Origin of the sequence: Microbacterium sp. (assembly GCF_031178445.1) — a bacterium.
GTDB lineage: Bacteria > Actinomycetota > Actinomycetes > Actinomycetales > Microbacteriaceae > Microbacterium.
In genome coordinates this window covers 180648-197049 of the sequence record NZ_JAPSIY010000007.1, presented here as the reverse complement: position 1 = coordinate 197049, position 16402 = coordinate 180648, and the positions used below count along the sequence as shown (strand labels likewise).

The following is a 16402-nucleotide window of genomic DNA, read 5'->3' as shown; positions in this document are numbered from 1 at the left end:
TCCAAAGACCGGACGAGGATAATTTGGCATTTGACAAGTGCACGCTGTTGAGTTCTCAAGGATCGGACGCACCCACACACCCACCAACCAAAGCAGGACGCGCAGGGCAACTTCACAATCTTATCCGCCTCGCTCAGGCTGTCAAATCGACTGGCCGTGAGGATCCGAGCGGAAGGGCGCCCCTCTCCGGGGGCAACTTCTCCATCGTACCCGTCTCGGCCGGCTTGTCAAATCGACGTTCCCGGCGGGACGACCACTTCCTCGACCCGAGGATCGACTCACTCACGAGGAGTGAAGGAGGTGGGTGGTTCGCTGCTTGGAGGGGAGCCAGGCCTTCCGGCCTCTCGCTCAACCGCTTGGGGCGAACACGTAATAACTTACGCGGATCCCGCAGACCCGGCAAATCCACCCCTCCCGCCGGGCGTGTCGTGTCGCCGCGGCACGTTGTGTCGAGTCCTGGTCCACGGGGCTGACGGGCGAGCAGACCCTCGTGATTCCGCCTTGTTCGCCCTCCTGCTGCGCGAGCTTCAGCTCGACCGGGGACTACTCGCCGGCATCCGCTCGCCCGACGCTTCAGTTCCGCTGGTCGTCCGTGCGGGGTCGGAGCGACCCGATCACGGCGATCGTCACGCACAGGACCACGGTCATCGCACCCCACAGCCCCGATGCAGCGGGAAGGGTGCGATAGGCGAGATGCTGAACCGTGAAACCCGGAGTGAGCGGTCCGTACAGGGAGAGGCCGAGCACCCAGGCTGCGACCAGGATCGCCGGCAGCGCGAGCATCCAGGTCCAGCGGACCCACGTCGGAAGCATGCGAGGCGCCGGCACCACCGGTCGTCCGCCCAACCAGACCAGCGCGAAGACGACGATCACCAGCAGGCCCGCGACGCTGGAGCCGTGCTGCAGCCATCTGTAGCCTGCCAGCGGGCCCCACATCTGCTGCAATACCGGGAACGCCTCGACACCCCACCGACCTTCGTGGGTGAACAGATCCCAGCCGATGTGCGAGAGCACTCCGAGGAGGAGTGAGAGCACCAGCAGCAGCGGGTAGCCGAACCGCTCGCGCGGCGCGACGAGCTCGACCGCGGCACGCCTGCCGGTGACACGCCATTCACCAGGCAGGCGCACTGCGACTGCGTCGGGAGCGAGCTCCACGAGGCCGGGCCGAAGCGCGACTCTCCACAGCACCAGCAGCCCTAAGGCGATCAGCGTCGTCCAGACGACGTTGCGCGTGTCGTGGGTGAAGCCGTACGGCACCAGACCGCGCAGGAACAGCGGCAGGTCGGGGGTCATCGCCCCGATGGCGATCGCCGCCGGCACCAGCGGAGTGCGCACGAACGGCAGGGCGATGACCGCATGGCTGGGTGTGAACGGCATCGCCTCTCCCGTCGGCCGGTCGGCGCGGGTCAGCCCGCGAGGAAGACGCCCGCGAGCGTCTTCTTACCGCGACGCAGCACCGACACACCACCCGGCAGCGTGCCCTGCACGGTCGCCGTGTCGTCGGTCACGCGCACCCCGTCGAGCGTCACACCGCCCTGCGAGATGGCGCGGCGCGCCTCTGAGACGCTCGGCACCAGGCCGGTCGCCACCAGTGCGTCCGTCACGAGCACGCCGCCCTCGAGGGTCGCGTTGGGAAGTTCGTCCAGGGCCGTGCGGAGCGTTGCGGCATCCAGAGTCGACAGGTCGCCCTGGCCGAACAGCGCCTCGGATGCGGCGATGACCGCGGCCGTGGCCTCCGGACCATGCACCGTGGCGCACACCTCGAGGGCGAGGCGCTTCTGCGCGGCTCGACGGAACGGCTCGCTCTCGACCAGCGCCGCGTACTCCTCGATCTCTGCTCGAGTGAGGAACGTGAACACTTTCAGGCGGTCGATCACGTCGGCATCCGCAGTCCCGAGCCAGAACTGGTACATCCGGTAGGGGCTGCACATGTCGGCGTCGAGCCAGATCGCGTTGCCCTCGCTCTTGCCGAATTTGGTGCCGTCGCTGTTCGTGATCAGCGGGGTTCCGATCGCGTGCGCGGACGTGCCCTCGACGCGGTGGATGAGATCGGTGCCGCTGGTCAGGTTGCCCCACTGGTCGCTGCCGCCGGTCTGCAGCACGCAGTCGTAGGAGCGGTACAGCTCGAGGAAGTCCATGCCCTGCAGGATCTGGTAGCTGAACTCGGTGTAGCTGATTCCGGCATCCGAGTTCAGGCGCGCAGCGACCGCGTCCTTCTTGAGCATCGTGCCGACACGGTAGTGCTTGCCGATCTCACGCAGGAAGTCGATCGCGCTCATCGGCGCGGTCCAGTCCAGGTTGTTGACGATCCGCGCGGCGTTCTCGCCCTCGAAGCTCAGGAACCGTTCGACCTGCGCACGCAGGCGGCCCACCCATTCCTCCACCGTCTCGCGGGTGTTCAGGGTGCGCTCGGCTGTCGGCCGCGGGTCGCCGATGAGGCCGGTCGACCCGCCGACGAGGCCGAGGGGCTTGTGGCCGGCGAGCTGGATGCGGCGCAGCGTCAGCAACTGAACGAGGTTTCCCAGGTGCAGGCTCGGCGCGGTCGGGTCGAAGCCGCAGTAATACGTGATCGGGTCCCCGGAGAGAAGGGCGCGCAGCGCCTCCTGATCGGTGGACACGTGGACGAGGCCGCGCCACAGCAGCTCGTCCCACACGTTCTCGAACGCGGGGTCGAGCGCCACAGGGGCGGTCGTCAGAGCGAGATTCGACACGCGTTCCAGGCTATCAGCGGGCCCAGGCTCAGCTGTGCACTCCCCACCACACCAGGAAGGCAGCGCCCAGCGCGATCACCCAGCTGACCAGGCTGCCGACTAGGAAGTACTCCGCTCGCGCGCCGGTCTCGCCGTCCTTGGAGATCTCGGGGAAGCGGACGATGCCCTTCGCCGCCAACGTCGCCGCGAGCAGCGGGTAGGCGGCGGTGAGGGTGAGCATGAAGACGATGACGCGTTCGAGCGGTCCGATCAACCGGCCGCCCTTGAACCCGCCGCGCGAGGGGGCGGCGAGCTGCACTCCGTCAGCCACCGTCTCGGGGTCGGCGGACGCGTCACCGGCGCGAGCGCTCTCGTCGCGGGCGGTTCCACCAGTCGGTGCCGCGCGTCGCACGTCGTCCACATCATCCGGCCGCCAGCTGTGCTCGCTCGAGAGCGCCGCCCGCACGATCAGGTTGCCGGACTCGAGCAGGAAGACGACAACGCCCACCACCAGCAGGGCGAGATCGAACGAGATCGGTCCGAACGGGGAGTCGAGCGTCCAGCTCCGGCCGATGATGCCGGCATCCGTGCGCTCGCCCAGCCAGACCACGGCGAGCGCGGAGATCACCGCGAGGACGACGGCGGGCCAGAATCCGAATCGCGGATCGCGGTCGGCCGGCATCGCCCAGGTCCAGGCGGCACCGACCGCGATGGCTGCGAGCATCGGCAGCACGGCGGCCGAGACGCTGCCGAGCACGAGCAGCACGATGAGCGCGGCGAGGTAGCCGATCCACCTCCGCGGGGCGAACTGACGCACCAGATCGACCGCCCCGACCGACAGCAGCAGGAATCCCGCCAGGATCATGAGCCCTCTCCCCTCAGCTGTGCGAGTCCTTCGATGAGCGCGGCGGCACCGGCGCTGCGGAGCGATTTGGAGACGCTCGGCTGCGTGACGCCCTCGTCTCGGGCCAGCTGTGCCTGTGACGCTCCGATCAGGCGGCCGTATGTCAGGCGTCGCTCGCGCTCGCTCATCGAGCCGACCAGCTCATCGCGTGTGAGCAGGTACGCGTTGGATGCCGCGATCTCACCGTGCATGACCTCATCCTGCCCCGGAGCTCCGACGATCCAGGTGCGCATGTGCGGCATGGCGCGCTGCGAGCGCGCCTGAACCGCCTCGATCGCGTCGCGCGCGGCGTACCATCCCGGCCCGTCGGAGAGCGGGCCGTGCACGGATTCGATGGGGCGGATGTCGCCGATGCCGAGCCCGAATCGGAAGGAGACGCCGTCAGGCAGGGCGAGCTGCAGCATCAGCAGCGAGGTCAGCGCGTCGCCGAGCCGCGCGTAGACGCCCTGCTGCTCGTCGCCTACTGTGGGCGTCAGCCGCTGTGTCGCCAGCGGCCGATCGCCTTCGACGCGCGCGATGGTCTCGTCGAGGATCCGCTGCGCGGAGGCGCGGTCTTCGAGTCGGCGGGAGCCGACGATGTCGGCGATCACAGCTATGACCATGACATAACCATAACACGAATAATCCATTGATATGCACTATTTGGCAATGATTGGCGAGTATGCCTGATAACGACATCCCCTGGCAGGAGGGAACCTGGACGCATCCCCCGCACGATGTCGTCGTCGAAGACCGCCACCTCGTGGTCACAGCCATCGAGGGCAGCGACGCCTGGCGGCACACGGCCTATGACTTCGTGCACGACTCGGAGCACGCGCTGCTCGCACCGCTGATGATCGGCGAGGCGATGGAGGTGAGCTTCCGCGCACCGTGGCGCGGCCAGTTCGATCAAGCCGGGCTGTTCGTCAGAGCCGGCGCGGAGCACTGGGTGAAGGCGGGTGTCGAGCACGCGGACGGGCATCTCGGCCTGGGGGCCGTCGTCACGGCTGTGCGCAGCGACTGGTCGATCGGCTTCGTCGACGAGTGGCGGGATGCCGACATCACCGTTCGCGTGAGCCGCTGGTCCGACGCCGTGATCGTGCGGGCCCGTGCGGGTGCCGAGGAGTGGCGTCTCGTGCGAGTCGCGCCGTTCGCCTCCGCAGGCGCCGTGGCCGCCGGACCGTTCCTGGCCGCACCGACACGGCGGGGCCTGGCGGTGCGCTTCACCCGGTGGGCGCGCGGGACAGCAGACGCCGCGCTGCATTGACCCGCATCGTCGACGACGGGAGGCAGGCCCGCCGGGTGCGGTCAGAGTCCGAGTGCGTGGGCAGCCGACTGCGCCCGCGCCACGAGCTCGGCACGCTGCTCGGTCACACGCACGGGGGCCGTGCCCCCTGCACCCGAACGCGACGCCACGGATCCCTCGATCGACAGCACCTCATGCACCTCGGGCGTCAGATGCTCGGAGACCTCGGCGAGCAGCTCGTCCGATGCATCCTCCAGACCGATGCCGCGCTCCTCGCAGGCTCGCACCAGCGCGCCCGAGATCTCGTGCGCGTCACGGAACGGCACACGACGCTTGACAAGCCACTCAGCGACATCGGTCGCCAGCGAGAACCCCTGCGGGGCAAGCGCTGCCATGCGCTCGGTGTCGAAGCGCAGCGTCGCGATCATTCCGGCGAACGCGGGAAGCACGACTTCGAGGGTCTGCACCGAGTCGAAGACCGGCTCCTTGTCCTCCTGCAGATCGCGGTTGTACGCGAGCGGGAGGCCCTTCAACGTCGCGAGGAGACCCGAGAGGTTCCCGATCAGGCGCCCCGACTTGCCGCGCGCCAGCTCGGCGATGTCGGGGTTCTTCTTCTGCGGCATGATGCTCGAGCCGGTCGAGTAGGCGTCATCGAGCGTGACGAATCCGAACTCGCGCGTGTTCCAGAGGATGATCTCCTCACTCAGGCGGGACAGATCGATCCCGGTCATCGCTGCGATGAACGCGAACTCGGCCACCACATCGCGTGCGGCCGTGCCGTCGAGCGAGTTCTCGGCCGGACGGTCGAGCCCGAGTTCGCGTGCGACCAGGGCGGGGTCGAGGCCCAGCGTGGATCCGGCCAGCGCTCCCCCGCCGTACGGCGAGACGCCGGCGCGCCGGCGCCAGTCCACCAGCCGCTCCAGTTCGCGCACCAGCGGCCAGGCGTGCGCCTGCAGATGATGAGCGAGAAGCACCGGCTGGGCGTGCTGCAGATGCGTACGCCCCGGCAGGATCGCGGCCGGGTGGGCCTCCGCCTGCGCCACCAGGGCGTCGATCACCCGCAGCAGATCGCGCGCGATCACCCTGGAGTGGTCGATGAGGTACATCCGCACCAGCGTCGCGATCTGGTCGTTGCGACTGCGGCCCGCCCGAAGACGCCCTCCCACCTCGGCGCCGACCTCTGCGATCAGCGCCTTCTCCAGTGCACCGTGCACGTCTTCATCGCCGGGATCGGGCAGCAGTGTGCCGTCCGCGATCCTGGCCGCCAGCGTGTCGAGGCCCGCGTGCATCACCCGCGCCTCATCGGGTTCCAGATAGCCGGCAGCCTCCAGCGCGGTCGCATGCGCATGCGAGCCGGCGATGTCGTACGGTGCCAGGACCCAGTCGAAATGCGTGGAACGGCTGAGCTCGGCCAGTTCGGGGGACGGCCCGCCGGCGAACCTCGCGCCCCAGAGCGCGCCCTCGTTGGTGGATCCGCCCGTGACGCCGCTCATCGGGCGACCTCTTCGTTCTTGCCCAGCAGCCACACCAGCAGCGCCTTCTGCGCGTGAAGGCGGTTCTCCGCCTCATCCCAGACCACGCTCCGCGGTCCGTCGATGACCTCGGAGTCGACTTCGTAGCCGCGGTCGGCGGGCAGGCAGTGGATGAAGATCGCCTCAGGATCGGCGAGCGACATGGTCTCGGTGGTGACCTTGTACGAGCCGAGGTCGCGCAGGCGGGTGATCTTCTCCTCCTCCTTGCCCATGGAGACCCAGGTGTCGGTGACGATCACGTCGGCGCCCGCGGCCGCCTCGCGCTGGTCAGTGAGCAGGGTGATCGAACCCCCGGTCTCGGCGGCCCGGCGCTCCGCATCCGCGACGACGTCGGGGCGCGGCGCGTACGCTGCCGGCGATGCGATGCGCACGTGCATGCCCGCCGTGACGCCGGCGAGCACGTAGGAGTGCGCCATGTTGCTGCGGCCGTCACCGTAGAACGTCAGGGTGAGACCCTTCAGGTCGCCCTTGTGCTCACGGATGGTGAGCAGGTCGGCGAGCAGCTGGCAGGGGTGGAAGTCGTCGGAGAGCGCGTTCACCACCGGCACCCTGGTGCCCCGTGCCATCTCCTCGAGACCCGACTGAGCGTACGTGCGCCACACGATCGCCGCGACCTGGCGCTCCAGCACGCGCGCGGTGTCGGACGGAGTCTCCTTGCCGCCGAGCTGGCTGTTCGCCGTCGAGATGATCAGCGGGGAGCCGCCGAGATCGGCGATGCCCACCGCGAACGAGACGCGGGTGCGCGTCGAGGACTTGTCGAAGATGACGGCGACGGTCTGCGGTCCCGCGAGCGCCTTGCTCGCCCAGCGGTCCTTCTTCAGCTCAAGCGCGAGATCGAGGATCTCGGCCTGCTCGGCAGGGGTCAGGTCGTCGTCGCGAAGCAGGTGGCGGGTCATGCGTGGATCTCCGAAGCGGTGGGGACGGACTCGGCGACGGCCGTCAGGGCCGCCTCGAACAGACTGAGGAACTCGGTCACCTCGGCATCGCCGATGGTGTACGCCGGGGCGATGCGGATGACGTCGTCCGTGGGCGCATTGACGATGAGCCCCCGGTCGTGGGCGGCCGCGCGTACCTGCGCCGCCACGGGAGCGGTGAGGCGGATGCCGATCAGCAGGCCTGCGCCGCTGGTCGCCGCCACGAGCGGGAGCGCTGCGACGGCTTCGCGGATAGCCGCGCCGCGGGCCTTCACGTTGTCGAGCAGCTGAGCGTCCTCGATGTGGCCGAGCACGGCGTTCGCGACCGCGCTGGCCAGCGGGTTGCCGCCGAACGTGGAGTTGTGCGTGCCGGGGTAGAAGAGTTCGCTGGCTGCGCCGAAGGTGATGAGCGCGCCGAGCGGGAAGCCCGCCCCGATGCTCTTCGCCAGCGTCACCGCATCCGGCACGATGCCCGCGCCCTGGAACGCGAACCATTCACCGGTCCGCCCGGATCCGGTCTGAACCTCGTCGAGGATCAGCAGCGCGTCGTGGTCGGTGGCCAGCTGCCGGGCCCTGGTCAGGAAGCCCCCGGGCAGCTCGACCACGCCGGCCTCCCCCTGGATGGGTTCGACGATCATCGCGGCGACCGTGTCGTCGAAGGCCGCCTCGAGGCTCTCGATCGATCGCTCGACGGTGCGGATGCCGGGCAGTGCCGGCTGGAAGGGGTCGCGATAGGCCGGCTTGGGGGTGAGCGAGAGCGTGCCCATGGTGCGGCCGTGGAAGGCGCCCTCGACCACGAGGATCGTGGTGCGTCCGGACCTGTTCCCATGCAGCCGGGCGAGCTTGATCGCCATCTCGTTGGCCTCGGCGCCGGAGTTGGTCAGGAACACCCGGCCCTGCTCTCCGGTGCCGGCGAGACGCTTGAGGCGCGCGGCGAGTTCGAGCTGCCCCGGGCTGGCGAAGTAGTTCGACACGTGCGCGAGGGTGGCTGCCTGAGTCGACACCGCATCGACGAAGACGGGGTGGGCGTGCCCGAGGCAGTTCACCGCGATGCCACCGAGGAAGTCGAGGTAGCGGCTGCCGTCCGCATCCCACACCCACGATCCTTCGCCGCGCGTGAGCAGCGCGAGCCGGCCGCCGAGACTCATCAGATCGCGCGAGGCGTCATCCTGCCAGTTCGTCATCCTGCGACCACTTCCGTTCCGATTCCCTTGCTGGTGAACAGCTCGACGAGCACCGAGTGCGGCACGCGGCCGTCGATGATCGCGGCCGCATCCACACCGCCCTCGACGGCGTCGAGGCAGGCGCGCATCTTCGGGATCATGCCCGATTCCAGGCCCGGCAGCATCTCGATGAGCGCGCTCGAGGTGAGGTGCGACACGAGCGAGTCGCGGTTGGGCCAGTCGGCGTACAGCCCCGGCACGTCGGTGAGGATCACCAGCTTTCGAGCACCAAGCGCGACGGCGAGGGCCGATGCCGCGGCATCCGCGTTCACGTTCAGCGACTGACCGGGATGATCGAGGTCCGGCGCGATCGACGACACGACCGGAATGCGGCCGGCGGCCAGGTGATCGAGGACTGGCTTCGGATCCACCTGCACGACGTCGCCGACGCGGCCGAGGTCGACCTCCTCGCCGTCGATGACGACGCCGCGACGGCGACCACCGAACAGCCCCGCGTCCTCGCCGCTCAGCCCGGTGGCGATCGGGCCGTGCGAGTTGATCTTGGCGACGAGCTGCGGATTGACCTGCCCGGTGAGCACCATGCGCACCACGCCGATCGCCTCGGTGTTGGTGACCCGGTAGCCGCCCTTGAACTCGCTGGGGATGGCGAGGCGGTCGAGCATGTTCGAGATCTGCGGGCCGCCGCCGTGCACGACGACCGGCTGAACGCCGACGTAGCGCAGGTACGCGATGTCCTGTGCGAAGGCGTCCTGCAGCTCATCGGACACCATGGCGTTGCCGCCGTACTTGACCACGACGATCTGGTCGCGGAACCTCTTCAGCCAGGGCAGCGACTCGATGAGCGTGGCCGCCTTGACGGCCGCTTCCTCAGGGGCGGTGTCTTGCAGATCTGTCATGAGGAGTAGGCGCTGTTCTCGTGAACGTAGTCGTGGGTCAGGTCGTTGGTGAGGATCGTGGCGCCGGCCTCGCCGACCTTCAGATCGATCACGAGGTGCATGGCGCGAGGGGTGAGGTCCACTTCCTCGCGCGGGCGGTCGGGGCCGCCGGCCGCGCACACCCGCACGCCGTTCATCCACACGTCCACGTCGTACGGGTCGAACTGCGCCGTCGTGGTGCCGATCGCGGCGAGCACCCGGCCCCAGTTCGCGTCGTTGCCGAAGACCGCTGCCTTGAACAGGTTGTTCCGAGCCACGGACCGGCCGACCTCGACCGCCTCGTCGTCGGAGGCGGCGTTCTTCACCTCGATGGTGATGTCGTGGCTGGCACCCTCGGCGTCCTGCTGCAGCTTGCCGGCGAGCTCCCGGCACAGCTCGGTCAGTGCGTCTGCGAAGACGTCGAGGTCGGGCCTCACGCCGCTGGCGCCATTGGCGAGCAGCGTGACCTGGTCATTGGTCGACATGCACCCGTCGGAATCGAGGCGGTCGAAGGTCACGGCAGTGGCCCTGCGGAGCGCGGAGTCCGCCTCGATCGCCTCGAGATCGGCGTCGGTGGTGATGACGACGAGCATCGTGGCGAGGCCGGGGGCCAGCATCCCGGCGCCCTTCGCCATTCCGCCGATGGTCCAGCCGTCCCTGCTGATCACAGAGGTCTTGGCGACCGTGTCGGTGGTCATGATCGCCTCGGCGGCCTGCTGACCGCCGTCGGCGCTCAGCTCGACGACGCCGCGCTCGACACCGTCCAGCACCTTGGCACGGAAGACGTCGTCGCCCGTGCCGATGAGACCGGTGGAGCACACCAGCACGTCGCCGGCACTCACGTCGAGCAGCTCAGCGGCCTTCTCGGCGGTGAGGTGGCTGGTCTGGAACCCGAACGCGCCGGTGAAGCAGTTCGCGCCCCCGGAGTTGAGCACGACGGCCTCGACGACGCGGTCGGCGATCACCTGCTGCGACCACAGGATGGGGTTCGCCTTGGCGCGGTTGGTGGTGAACACCGCGGCGCCCACCTTACGGGGCCCCCTGTTGACGACGAGGGCGACATCGGGCTTGCCGGTCGACTTGAGCCCGGCGGCGACGCCGGCCGCCTCGAATCCCTGCGGGGCGGTGACGGTCACGGGGCCACTCCGTTCACGGTGAGGGCGCGGTCCTCGGGCAGACCGAGCGCGATGTTCATGGACTGCACGGCGGCGCCGGCAGTGCCCTTGGTGAGGTTGTCGACGGCGGTGACCACGATGACGCGGTTCGCCGACCTGTCGACGGCGAGACCCATGAGCGCTGTGTTGGCGCCGATCACGTCCGCCGTGCGCGGGAAGCGTCCCTCCGGCAGCAGCTGCACGAACGTCTCCTCGCCGTAGGCGCGCTGCCAGGCGTCGCGGATCTGCTCGTCGCTAACCCCGTCCGCGATCGGCGCGGTGGAGGTGGCGAGGATGCCCCTGGACATCGGCACGATCACCGGGGTGAAGGAGATGCGGATGCCGTCGGGATCCGCACCGGATGCTGCGGCGAGCGCCTGGCGGATCTCCGGGATGTGCCGGTGGGTGCCGCCGACGGCATACGGGTTCGCCGTGCCGAGGATCTCACTGCCGAGCAGGTGCGGCTTCAGGCTCTTGCCGGCGCCGGATGGGCCGACGGCGAGGACGCTGACGATGTCGGACGGATCGATGACGCCGGCCGCGGCTCCGGGGGCGAGGCTGAGGCTGACCGTGGAGGCGTTGCAGCCGGGGGCGGCGATGCGGGTCGCGTCGCGCAGGAGCTCGCGCTGCTTGACGGGGGCATCCTGCTGGTCTCCCTGGTGGCCGACGATCAGCTCGGGGACGCCGTAGGTCCACGGCTCGTGGAAGGCGCCGCCGTAGAAGGCGTCCCACGCGTGCTGCGAGGTGAGCCGGTGATCGGCTCCGGCGTCGATGACGAGGGGCGCGTCGGCCAGCGCGTCGGTGTACTGGCCCGACTGTCCGTGCGGCAGGGCCAGGAAGACGACGTCGTGGCCGGCGAGGATCTCGGGGGTGGTGTCCTGCAGAGTCAGGTGCGCCAGCGATCGCAGGTGCGGCTGGTGGTCGACGAGTGGCTGGCCGGCGTTCGAGTGCGCCGTGACGGTGCGGATCTCGATGTCGGGATGGGCTGCGAGAAGCCGCAGGATCTCGCCTCCCGCATAGCCGGATGCGCCGGAGACGGCGACGGAATACGTCATGCTTCTACCTTAACGGTCGGGGTTCGCCCGATGACGGGCCTGGCCGGGGCGGCGACACCGGCACTGCGCCCGTCGCTGCATGACGGGAGTGCGGGGTCGCCTAGACTCGGCGGCCGCCGCGGCGTCGGCGCACAGGAGCGACGCTCGGAGCGAGCGTCAGCGAGAGCGGTGCGGCCGAAGGCATGACGCGACAGTAGCGCCGAAGGCGGAGCATCCGCAAATCCGAACGCCGGCGAAGCCCCGCGACAACACCGCCCGGCATCACAGGTCGAAGAACGCCGCCTCGTGCTCGCACGCCGCGAGGAACGCGCGAAGCATGCGACGTCTGCGACCCTCGTCCGCGTTCGCCGCGGCCGCGGTGACGTGAGCGATCGCCTGCCGGGTCGCATCCGCGAACGCGGGATCGCCGTACGTGGCGAGCCACGACGCGTACGGATGCTCGGGGTCGGTGGCGTACGCGCCGAAATCGCCCGTCTGCAGTCGCACGCCGAGATCGGTGTACAACCAGAAGCACGGCAGGATCGCGGCGATCAGCACCGAGTAGTCGCCGGAGAAGGCTGCGGCTCTGAGGTGATCGAGATACGCGGTCGTCACAGCGGACGGCTCGGCGGCGAAAGTGTCGGCGGAGACGCCCACCTCCGGCGACAGCCATGATGCGTGCAGCTCGAGCTCGCCGGCGATCGACCCGTGAGCGGATCGCGCCCAGAACGACTGCTCCTCTGCGGTCGGGGCGAGGCGTGCGGCCTCGGCCAGCACGCGCGCGTACTCACGCAGGTAGAGCGCGTCCTGAGCGAGATACTCGAGGAATCGCTCGCGGGGCAGAGTGCCGTCGGCGAGCGCGCGGATGAACGGCAGGGCGTCGATGGCGCGTCGCACCTCCTGGGTGCTCTGCCACCACTCCTCGCGCACCTGCGCCGCTGTCGGCCGCGTCTCCGTCCCGCCTCTCTCCCAGAGACCGGCGAAGTGATTGACCGGGCCGTTCCCCCGCCCCACGTCTAGCGAGGGCGCGGCGCGCAGCGATTCCCGCAGCCAGTCGCGGCTGCGGCCGACCGCCTGGGGCCAGTCGAGGCCACCGGCACGCGCTGTGGCGAGAGCGGAGGAGAGCGAGCACCCGGTTCCGTGCGTGCTGGTCGTGACGATGCGCGGCCCGCTGAACTCGGCGATCACACCGTGCGGACCCACCAGCGCATCCGGCGTCTCATCGCCGTCGAGGTGTCCGCCCTTCGCCAGCACCATCGCTCCGGTCCGCGCGGCCACCTCTCGGGCTGCCTCGCGCGCGTCCGCCCAGTCCGCGACCGGACGGCCGGCGAGGACCTCCAGTTCCGGCAGATTGGGGGTCAGCAGGTCGGCCCTCGTCGCGAGGTCGAGAAGCGCCGCCTCCGCCGCCGCGTCGAGCAGTCGGTGTCCGCTGGTCGAGATCATCACCGGGTCGAGCACCACTGTCGCCGGTCGCTGCGCCTCCAGCCAGGATTCCACCTCACGGACGATCTCGGCGTCGGCCAGCATCCCGATCTTCACTGCGTCGATCGCGATATCGGCGGCGACGGCATCGAGCTGAGCGCGCAGGAATGCCGACGACGGCACATGCACGTCGAGCACTCCCTGCGTGTTCTGCACGGTGAGGGCGGTGATCGCTGCCATGCCGTACCCGCCGTTCGCCGCGATCGATTTGAGGTCGGCCTGGATGCCGGCCCCGCCTGACGGATCGCTGCCGGCGATGCTGAGCACGCGCGGGATGCGCCTGCTCAGCCATGCCCGGCGGAAGGCACCGGCCTCCGCCCGCGGATCGACCGCCGAGCACAGCGCCGACACCACGGCTATGCCCGCGGCACCCGCATCCCGCAGTGCCACGACATGGTCGATGCCCACACCCCCGATCGCCACGGCCGGAACCGGGGCGGACGCGGCGAGCGCAGCGAACCCGTCGATCCCGAGCGCCGGCGGATGGTCGGGCTTGGTCGCGGTGGGCCGGATGACCCCGATACCGACGTAGTCCACAGTGCCTGGGGGAAGCGCGCGCACTGCATCGAGATGCTCCGGGGTGTTCGCCGTCAGACCGATGAGCGCGTCGCCGCCGAGAAGTGCGCGAGCGCGCTCGACGGATGCATCCGACTGACCGAGATGCACTCCGTCCACGCGGGCACCGCGGCGACGCGCCTCGACCGCGGCGTCGATGCGATCGTTGACGACCAGCGTGGCGCGGCCGTCGATCGCCTGCGAGAGCGCGAGAAGCAGGTCGACGGTCTCGGCCTCGGTGGTGTGCTTTTCACGCAGCTGCACCGTCGTGACGCCGCCGTCCACGGCCTCGCGGACGGTGCGCACCACCCCCCTGGCGCCGCAGAGCGCCGTGTCGGTGACGAGATACAGGGAGAGATCGGCGCTCACCGCGCCGCCTCCGCGGTGAGCGCGGTCTCGGTGACGCGCGCCTCGGCCGCGATCTCGGCGGGCTCGATGTCCGCCAACGCGTCCAGCAGAGCCACGGCGAAGGTACCGGGTCCGGATGCCGTCGCGGAGGCGTGCTCCGCGGCAAGGGTGTAGACCAGTGTCGCCGAGGATACGGCGTCGAGGTGGGTGACGGTCTCGCTGTCTCTGGCGGCCCCGAGGAACGCGGCCATGACGGCGCCGAGCGCGCAACCACCGCCGGTCACACGAGTGAGCAGCGGATCTCCGTTCGCGATGCGGACGACGCTCTCGCCATCGGTGATCAGATCGACGGCTCCCGAGACGGCGACGACGCTGCCCCACGTCGACGCGAGGTCCGCGGCGGCGCCCAGGGCCGCTTCGGGTGCATCCGTGGCGTCGACGCCCCTGCCGCCCGAACTGAGGCCGGCGAGGGCGAGGATCTCCGACGCGTTGCCGCGGATCGCGGGGGGCCGCTGGGCGAGCAGATCGTACGCGAGTGCGGTCCGCACGGGGAGGACGCCGATCGCCACGGGGTCGAGCACCCACGGAGTCCCGGCGGCGTCGGCGCCCGCCACCGCCTCCGTCGCGGCCGCACGCTGCTCCGGCGTCGGCGTGCCGAGGTTCACCAGCAGGCCGGATGCGGCGGCGGCGAACAGCCGCGCCTCCCCGGCGATGTCGACCATGGCGGGCGCGGCCCCGATGGCGAGCAGCACGTTGGCGGTGAACCCGGTCACCACGGTGTTCGTGATGCAGTGCGTGAGAGGGGGCGCTTCGCGCAGCCTGCCCAGCAGGTCGGCGGCGACGGCCGCGGTACGGGTGGACGGACGCAGAGGATCGCTCATTCGCGACATCCCTTCGCTAGTACGAACTAGATCAGGTTCGACGGGTGTGATCTCAGCCGCGGATGCGGCACCCCGTGTCACTGCTCGGCAGTCTAGCGAGAGTCGCCGCCGTTCAGCGCAGCATGTCGATCAGTGCGCGCTCCTCTGCGCGCGACAGGCCCGCCCGCCTTTCACGGTCGACGCCGCGATCGCGCTCGTCATCGAGCACTCGGAGGATCGTGTCGTCGAAAGGCGAGAAGGTGCCTCCCGCCGCGCGGTACGCCGCGTTGTCGCGGGTCATGAAGCCGGACATGTCGGCCGGAAGCCAGAGCGGCAGCGAGCGCTCCCCCATCCAGTACTGCACGCCCTGCTCCTCGAGCCAGGCATCCGTCGCCTCGAGCACCTTGCCGCTGTGCCCCGTGGCCGTGCGGATGCGTGCGAGCATCTCGCCGAGCGGATGCGGATCGCCTATCGCATTGACCACTCCTGAGCGCGGCGGCGCCGCGAGGAAGGCCGCGAGGTCGTCCACGTCGATGACCTGCGCGGAGCGGGCGTGCGTGACCGGGGTGAGCACCGGTTCGGGGCCGGCGCGATCGAACGCCGCCGCCCAGTACCCGAAGCGATCGCTCGGATCGCCTGGTCCGACGATCAGCCCGGGTCGCGCGACGAAGGCGCGGTCGCCCAGTGCGCGCACCGACTGCTCGGCGGCCACCTTCTCGCGTCCGTAGTCGTACTCGTCGCCGTCCGCTGCCGGTTCGTACACGGGGCCGGACTCGTCCATGCCGCCGGTGAGATCGTCGGAGTAGACGGACATCGACGAGACATACGTCCAGTGGTCGGCGACGTCGCCGAGTGCCGCGACGGCTTCGCGCACGTGACGTGCACGTGACGAGATGTCCACGACCTCGTCCCAGCGCTGCTCGGCCAGCGGCCGGTACGCCTCGGCGTCGTCGCGATCCCCGCGCACGAGCACCGTGCCGTTCGGCGCCGCGCGCTCGCCACGCGCGAGGCAGGTCACGTCAGCGCCGGCGTCCCTCCACCGGGACGCGATCCGACCGGAGAGCCATCCTGTACCGCCGAGCACGAGCACCTTCGTCATGCGCCAATACCATCAGCATCCGGTCGCCGAGGGAAGCGTTTCCGCTGTCGGCGGAGTCCCTGTCAGGCGTCGACCCAGGGCGCCGGACGATCGGGATCGCGGCTGCTGTCATCGGGCAGGTGCGGCAGCTGCTCGCCGCCGGCGCGGATGCACAGCCAACGCAGCTCCCCCGGGCTGTCCGGATTCGCGCGCCAGGTGCGCCAGACACCCTGTCCGACCCGCACGACGGTGCCGGGCCCGACGTCGACCATGTCGTCGTCCAGTGCCAGCTGCCCTCGCCCTTCGAGGAAGACGTAGAGCTCCTCGATCTTGTCGTGCGTGTGCCAGTACCCGGCCTGCTCCCCCGGCTGCAGCGCGTTGGCCGTCATGCCGATGTACTGCATGGTCAGCTCGTGATCGACGACTCTCCGCCCGTCCCTCGAACGGGATGGAGCGAAGCCGCCGAAGTGGTCGCGCCACGCGTCGAGTCCGCCGATCTCGGTCACCTGGTAGTCGCTCATCGTTCCT

At 69.9% G+C, this 16402-nt stretch carries 15 protein-coding genes and 1 riboswitch; of the genes, 1 reads left to right on the top strand and 14 read right to left on the bottom strand.

What is annotated here, in order from left to right:
• Window positions 1-573: 573 nt before the first annotated feature.
• From RIN43_RS11825 to RIN43_RS11810, 4 genes are read right to left on the bottom strand one after another with little or no spacing between them, the layout of a single operon-like run.
• Entirely contained in the window at window positions 574-1377 is an 804-nt protein-coding gene (locus RIN43_RS11825; RefSeq protein WP_309129125.1) for a DUF4184 family protein, read from the bottom strand.
• A 29-nt stretch (window positions 1378-1406) separates the two neighbouring features.
• On the bottom strand, window positions 1407-2711 hold the full coding sequence (tyrS, locus tag RIN43_RS11820; RefSeq protein ID WP_309129124.1) for a tyrosine--tRNA ligase: 1305 nt from the start codon (window positions 2709-2711) through the stop codon (window positions 1407-1409).
• Between the two features lie 28 nt (window positions 2712-2739).
• Complete coding sequence (locus tag RIN43_RS11815) at window positions 2740-3555, bottom strand: hypothetical protein (RefSeq protein WP_309129123.1); 816 nt, start codon at window positions 3553-3555, stop codon at window positions 2740-2742.
• Window positions 3552-4196 (bottom strand): SatD family protein, encoded by a 645-nt coding sequence (locus tag RIN43_RS11810; RefSeq protein ID WP_309129122.1) that lies wholly within the window; start codon window positions 4194-4196, stop codon window positions 3552-3554. Before RIN43_RS11810 ends, RIN43_RS11815 begins: the two co-directional genes overlap by 4 nt.
• A gap of 59 nt (window positions 4197-4255) precedes the next feature.
• Here RIN43_RS11810 and RIN43_RS11805 point away from each other — a divergent pair, with 59 nt between their 5' ends.
• Complete coding sequence (locus RIN43_RS11805; RefSeq protein WP_309129121.1) at window positions 4256-4840, top strand: DUF1349 domain-containing protein; 585 nt, start codon at window positions 4256-4258, stop codon at window positions 4838-4840.
• Window positions 4841-4881: 41 nt separating this feature from the next.
• On the opposite strand, the gene argH is transcribed toward RIN43_RS11805, so the two are convergent.
• The 10 genes from argH to RIN43_RS11755 all read right to left on the bottom strand — a co-directional run bounded on the left by argH (window position 4882) and on the right by RIN43_RS11755 (window position 16395).
• Window positions 4882-6312: an argininosuccinate lyase gene (gene argH, locus RIN43_RS11800; RefSeq protein WP_309129120.1), complete on the bottom strand. Its 1431-nt coding sequence runs from the start codon at window positions 6310-6312 to the stop codon at window positions 4882-4884.
• Complete coding sequence (gene argF / locus RIN43_RS11795; protein ID WP_309129119.1) at window positions 6309-7247, bottom strand: ornithine carbamoyltransferase; 939 nt, start codon at window positions 7245-7247, stop codon at window positions 6309-6311. The genes argH and argF overlap by 4 nt, the downstream gene beginning before the upstream one ends.
• Complete coding sequence (locus RIN43_RS11790; protein WP_309129118.1) at window positions 7244-8449, bottom strand: acetylornithine transaminase; 1206 nt, start codon at window positions 8447-8449, stop codon at window positions 7244-7246. The genes argF and RIN43_RS11790 overlap by 4 nt, the downstream gene beginning before the upstream one ends.
• Entirely contained in the window at window positions 8446-9345 is a 900-nt protein-coding gene (gene argB, locus RIN43_RS11785) for an acetylglutamate kinase (protein WP_309129117.1), read from the bottom strand. The genes RIN43_RS11790 and argB overlap by 4 nt, the downstream gene beginning before the upstream one ends.
• Entirely contained in the window at window positions 9342-10499 is a 1158-nt protein-coding gene (gene argJ, locus RIN43_RS11780) for a bifunctional glutamate N-acetyltransferase/amino-acid acetyltransferase ArgJ (protein WP_309129116.1), read from the bottom strand. The genes argB and argJ overlap by 4 nt, the downstream gene beginning before the upstream one ends.
• Window positions 10496-11572 carry an N-acetyl-gamma-glutamyl-phosphate reductase gene (argC, locus tag RIN43_RS11775; protein ID WP_309129115.1) on the bottom strand — a complete coding sequence of 359 codons (1077 nt, stop codon included), beginning with the start codon at window positions 11570-11572 and terminating at the stop codon, window positions 10496-10498. The genes argJ and argC overlap by 4 nt, the downstream gene beginning before the upstream one ends.
• A gap of 261 nt (window positions 11573-11833) precedes the next feature.
• Window positions 11834-13957 (bottom strand): bifunctional hydroxymethylpyrimidine kinase/phosphomethylpyrimidine kinase, encoded by a 2124-nt coding sequence (locus RIN43_RS11770; RefSeq protein ID WP_309129114.1) that lies wholly within the window; start codon window positions 13955-13957, stop codon window positions 11834-11836.
• Window positions 13954-14817, bottom strand: coding sequence for a hydroxyethylthiazole kinase (thiM, locus tag RIN43_RS11765; RefSeq protein ID WP_309129113.1), 864 nt, complete (start codon window positions 14815-14817; stop codon window positions 13954-13956). Before thiM ends, RIN43_RS11770 begins: the two co-directional genes overlap by 4 nt.
• Window positions 14809-14902: riboswitch (TPP riboswitch) on the bottom strand. (Overlaps the previous gene by 9 nt.)
• 27 nt (window positions 14903-14929) lie before the next feature.
• Window positions 14930-15895, bottom strand: a complete 966-nt coding sequence (locus RIN43_RS11760) for an NAD-dependent epimerase/dehydratase family protein (RefSeq protein ID WP_309129112.1) — start codon at window positions 15893-15895, stop codon at window positions 14930-14932.
• A gap of 62 nt (window positions 15896-15957) precedes the next feature.
• Window positions 15958-16395 (bottom strand): cupin domain-containing protein, encoded by a 438-nt coding sequence (locus RIN43_RS11755; RefSeq protein WP_309129111.1) that lies wholly within the window; start codon window positions 16393-16395, stop codon window positions 15958-15960.
• Between the last annotated feature and the right edge of the window lie 7 nt (window positions 16396-16402).

Bases quoted from the DNA above. Each gene is read 5' to 3' on its own strand.
- RIN43_RS11755 (WP_309129111.1), bottom strand. From the start codon at position 16,395: ATGAGCGACTACCAGGTGACCGAGATCGGCGGACTCGACGCGTGGCGC.
- argH (WP_309129120.1), bottom strand. From the start codon at position 6,312: ATGAGCGGCGTCACGGGCGGATCCACCAACGAGGGCGCGCTCTGGGGC.
- RIN43_RS11825 (WP_309129125.1), bottom strand. From the start codon at position 1,377: ATGCCGTTCACACCCAGCCATGCGGTCATCGCCCTGCCGTTCGTGCGC.
- argF (WP_309129119.1), bottom strand. From the start codon at position 7,247: ATGACCCGCCACCTGCTTCGCGACGACGACCTGACCCCTGCCGAGCAG.
- RIN43_RS11805 (WP_309129121.1), top strand. From the start codon at position 4,256: ATGCCTGATAACGACATCCCCTGGCAGGAGGGAACCTGGACGCATCCC.
- RIN43_RS11760 (WP_309129112.1), bottom strand. From the start codon at position 15,895: ATGACGAAGGTGCTCGTGCTCGGCGGTACAGGATGGCTCTCCGGTCGG.
- argC (WP_309129115.1), bottom strand. From the start codon at position 11,572: ATGACGTATTCCGTCGCCGTCTCCGGCGCATCCGGCTATGCGGGAGGC.
- argB (WP_309129117.1), bottom strand. From the start codon at position 9,345: ATGACAGATCTGCAAGACACCGCCCCTGAGGAAGCGGCCGTCAAGGCG.
- RIN43_RS11810 (WP_309129122.1), bottom strand. From the start codon at position 4,196: ATGGTCATAGCTGTGATCGCCGACATCGTCGGCTCCCGCCGACTCGAA.
- RIN43_RS11790 (WP_309129118.1), bottom strand. From the start codon at position 8,449: ATGACGAACTGGCAGGATGACGCCTCGCGCGATCTGATGAGTCTCGGC.
- RIN43_RS11815 (WP_309129123.1), bottom strand. From the start codon at position 3,555: ATGATCCTGGCGGGATTCCTGCTGCTGTCGGTCGGGGCGGTCGATCTG.
- thiM (WP_309129113.1), bottom strand. From the start codon at position 14,817: ATGAGCGATCCTCTGCGTCCGTCCACCCGTACCGCGGCCGTCGCCGCC.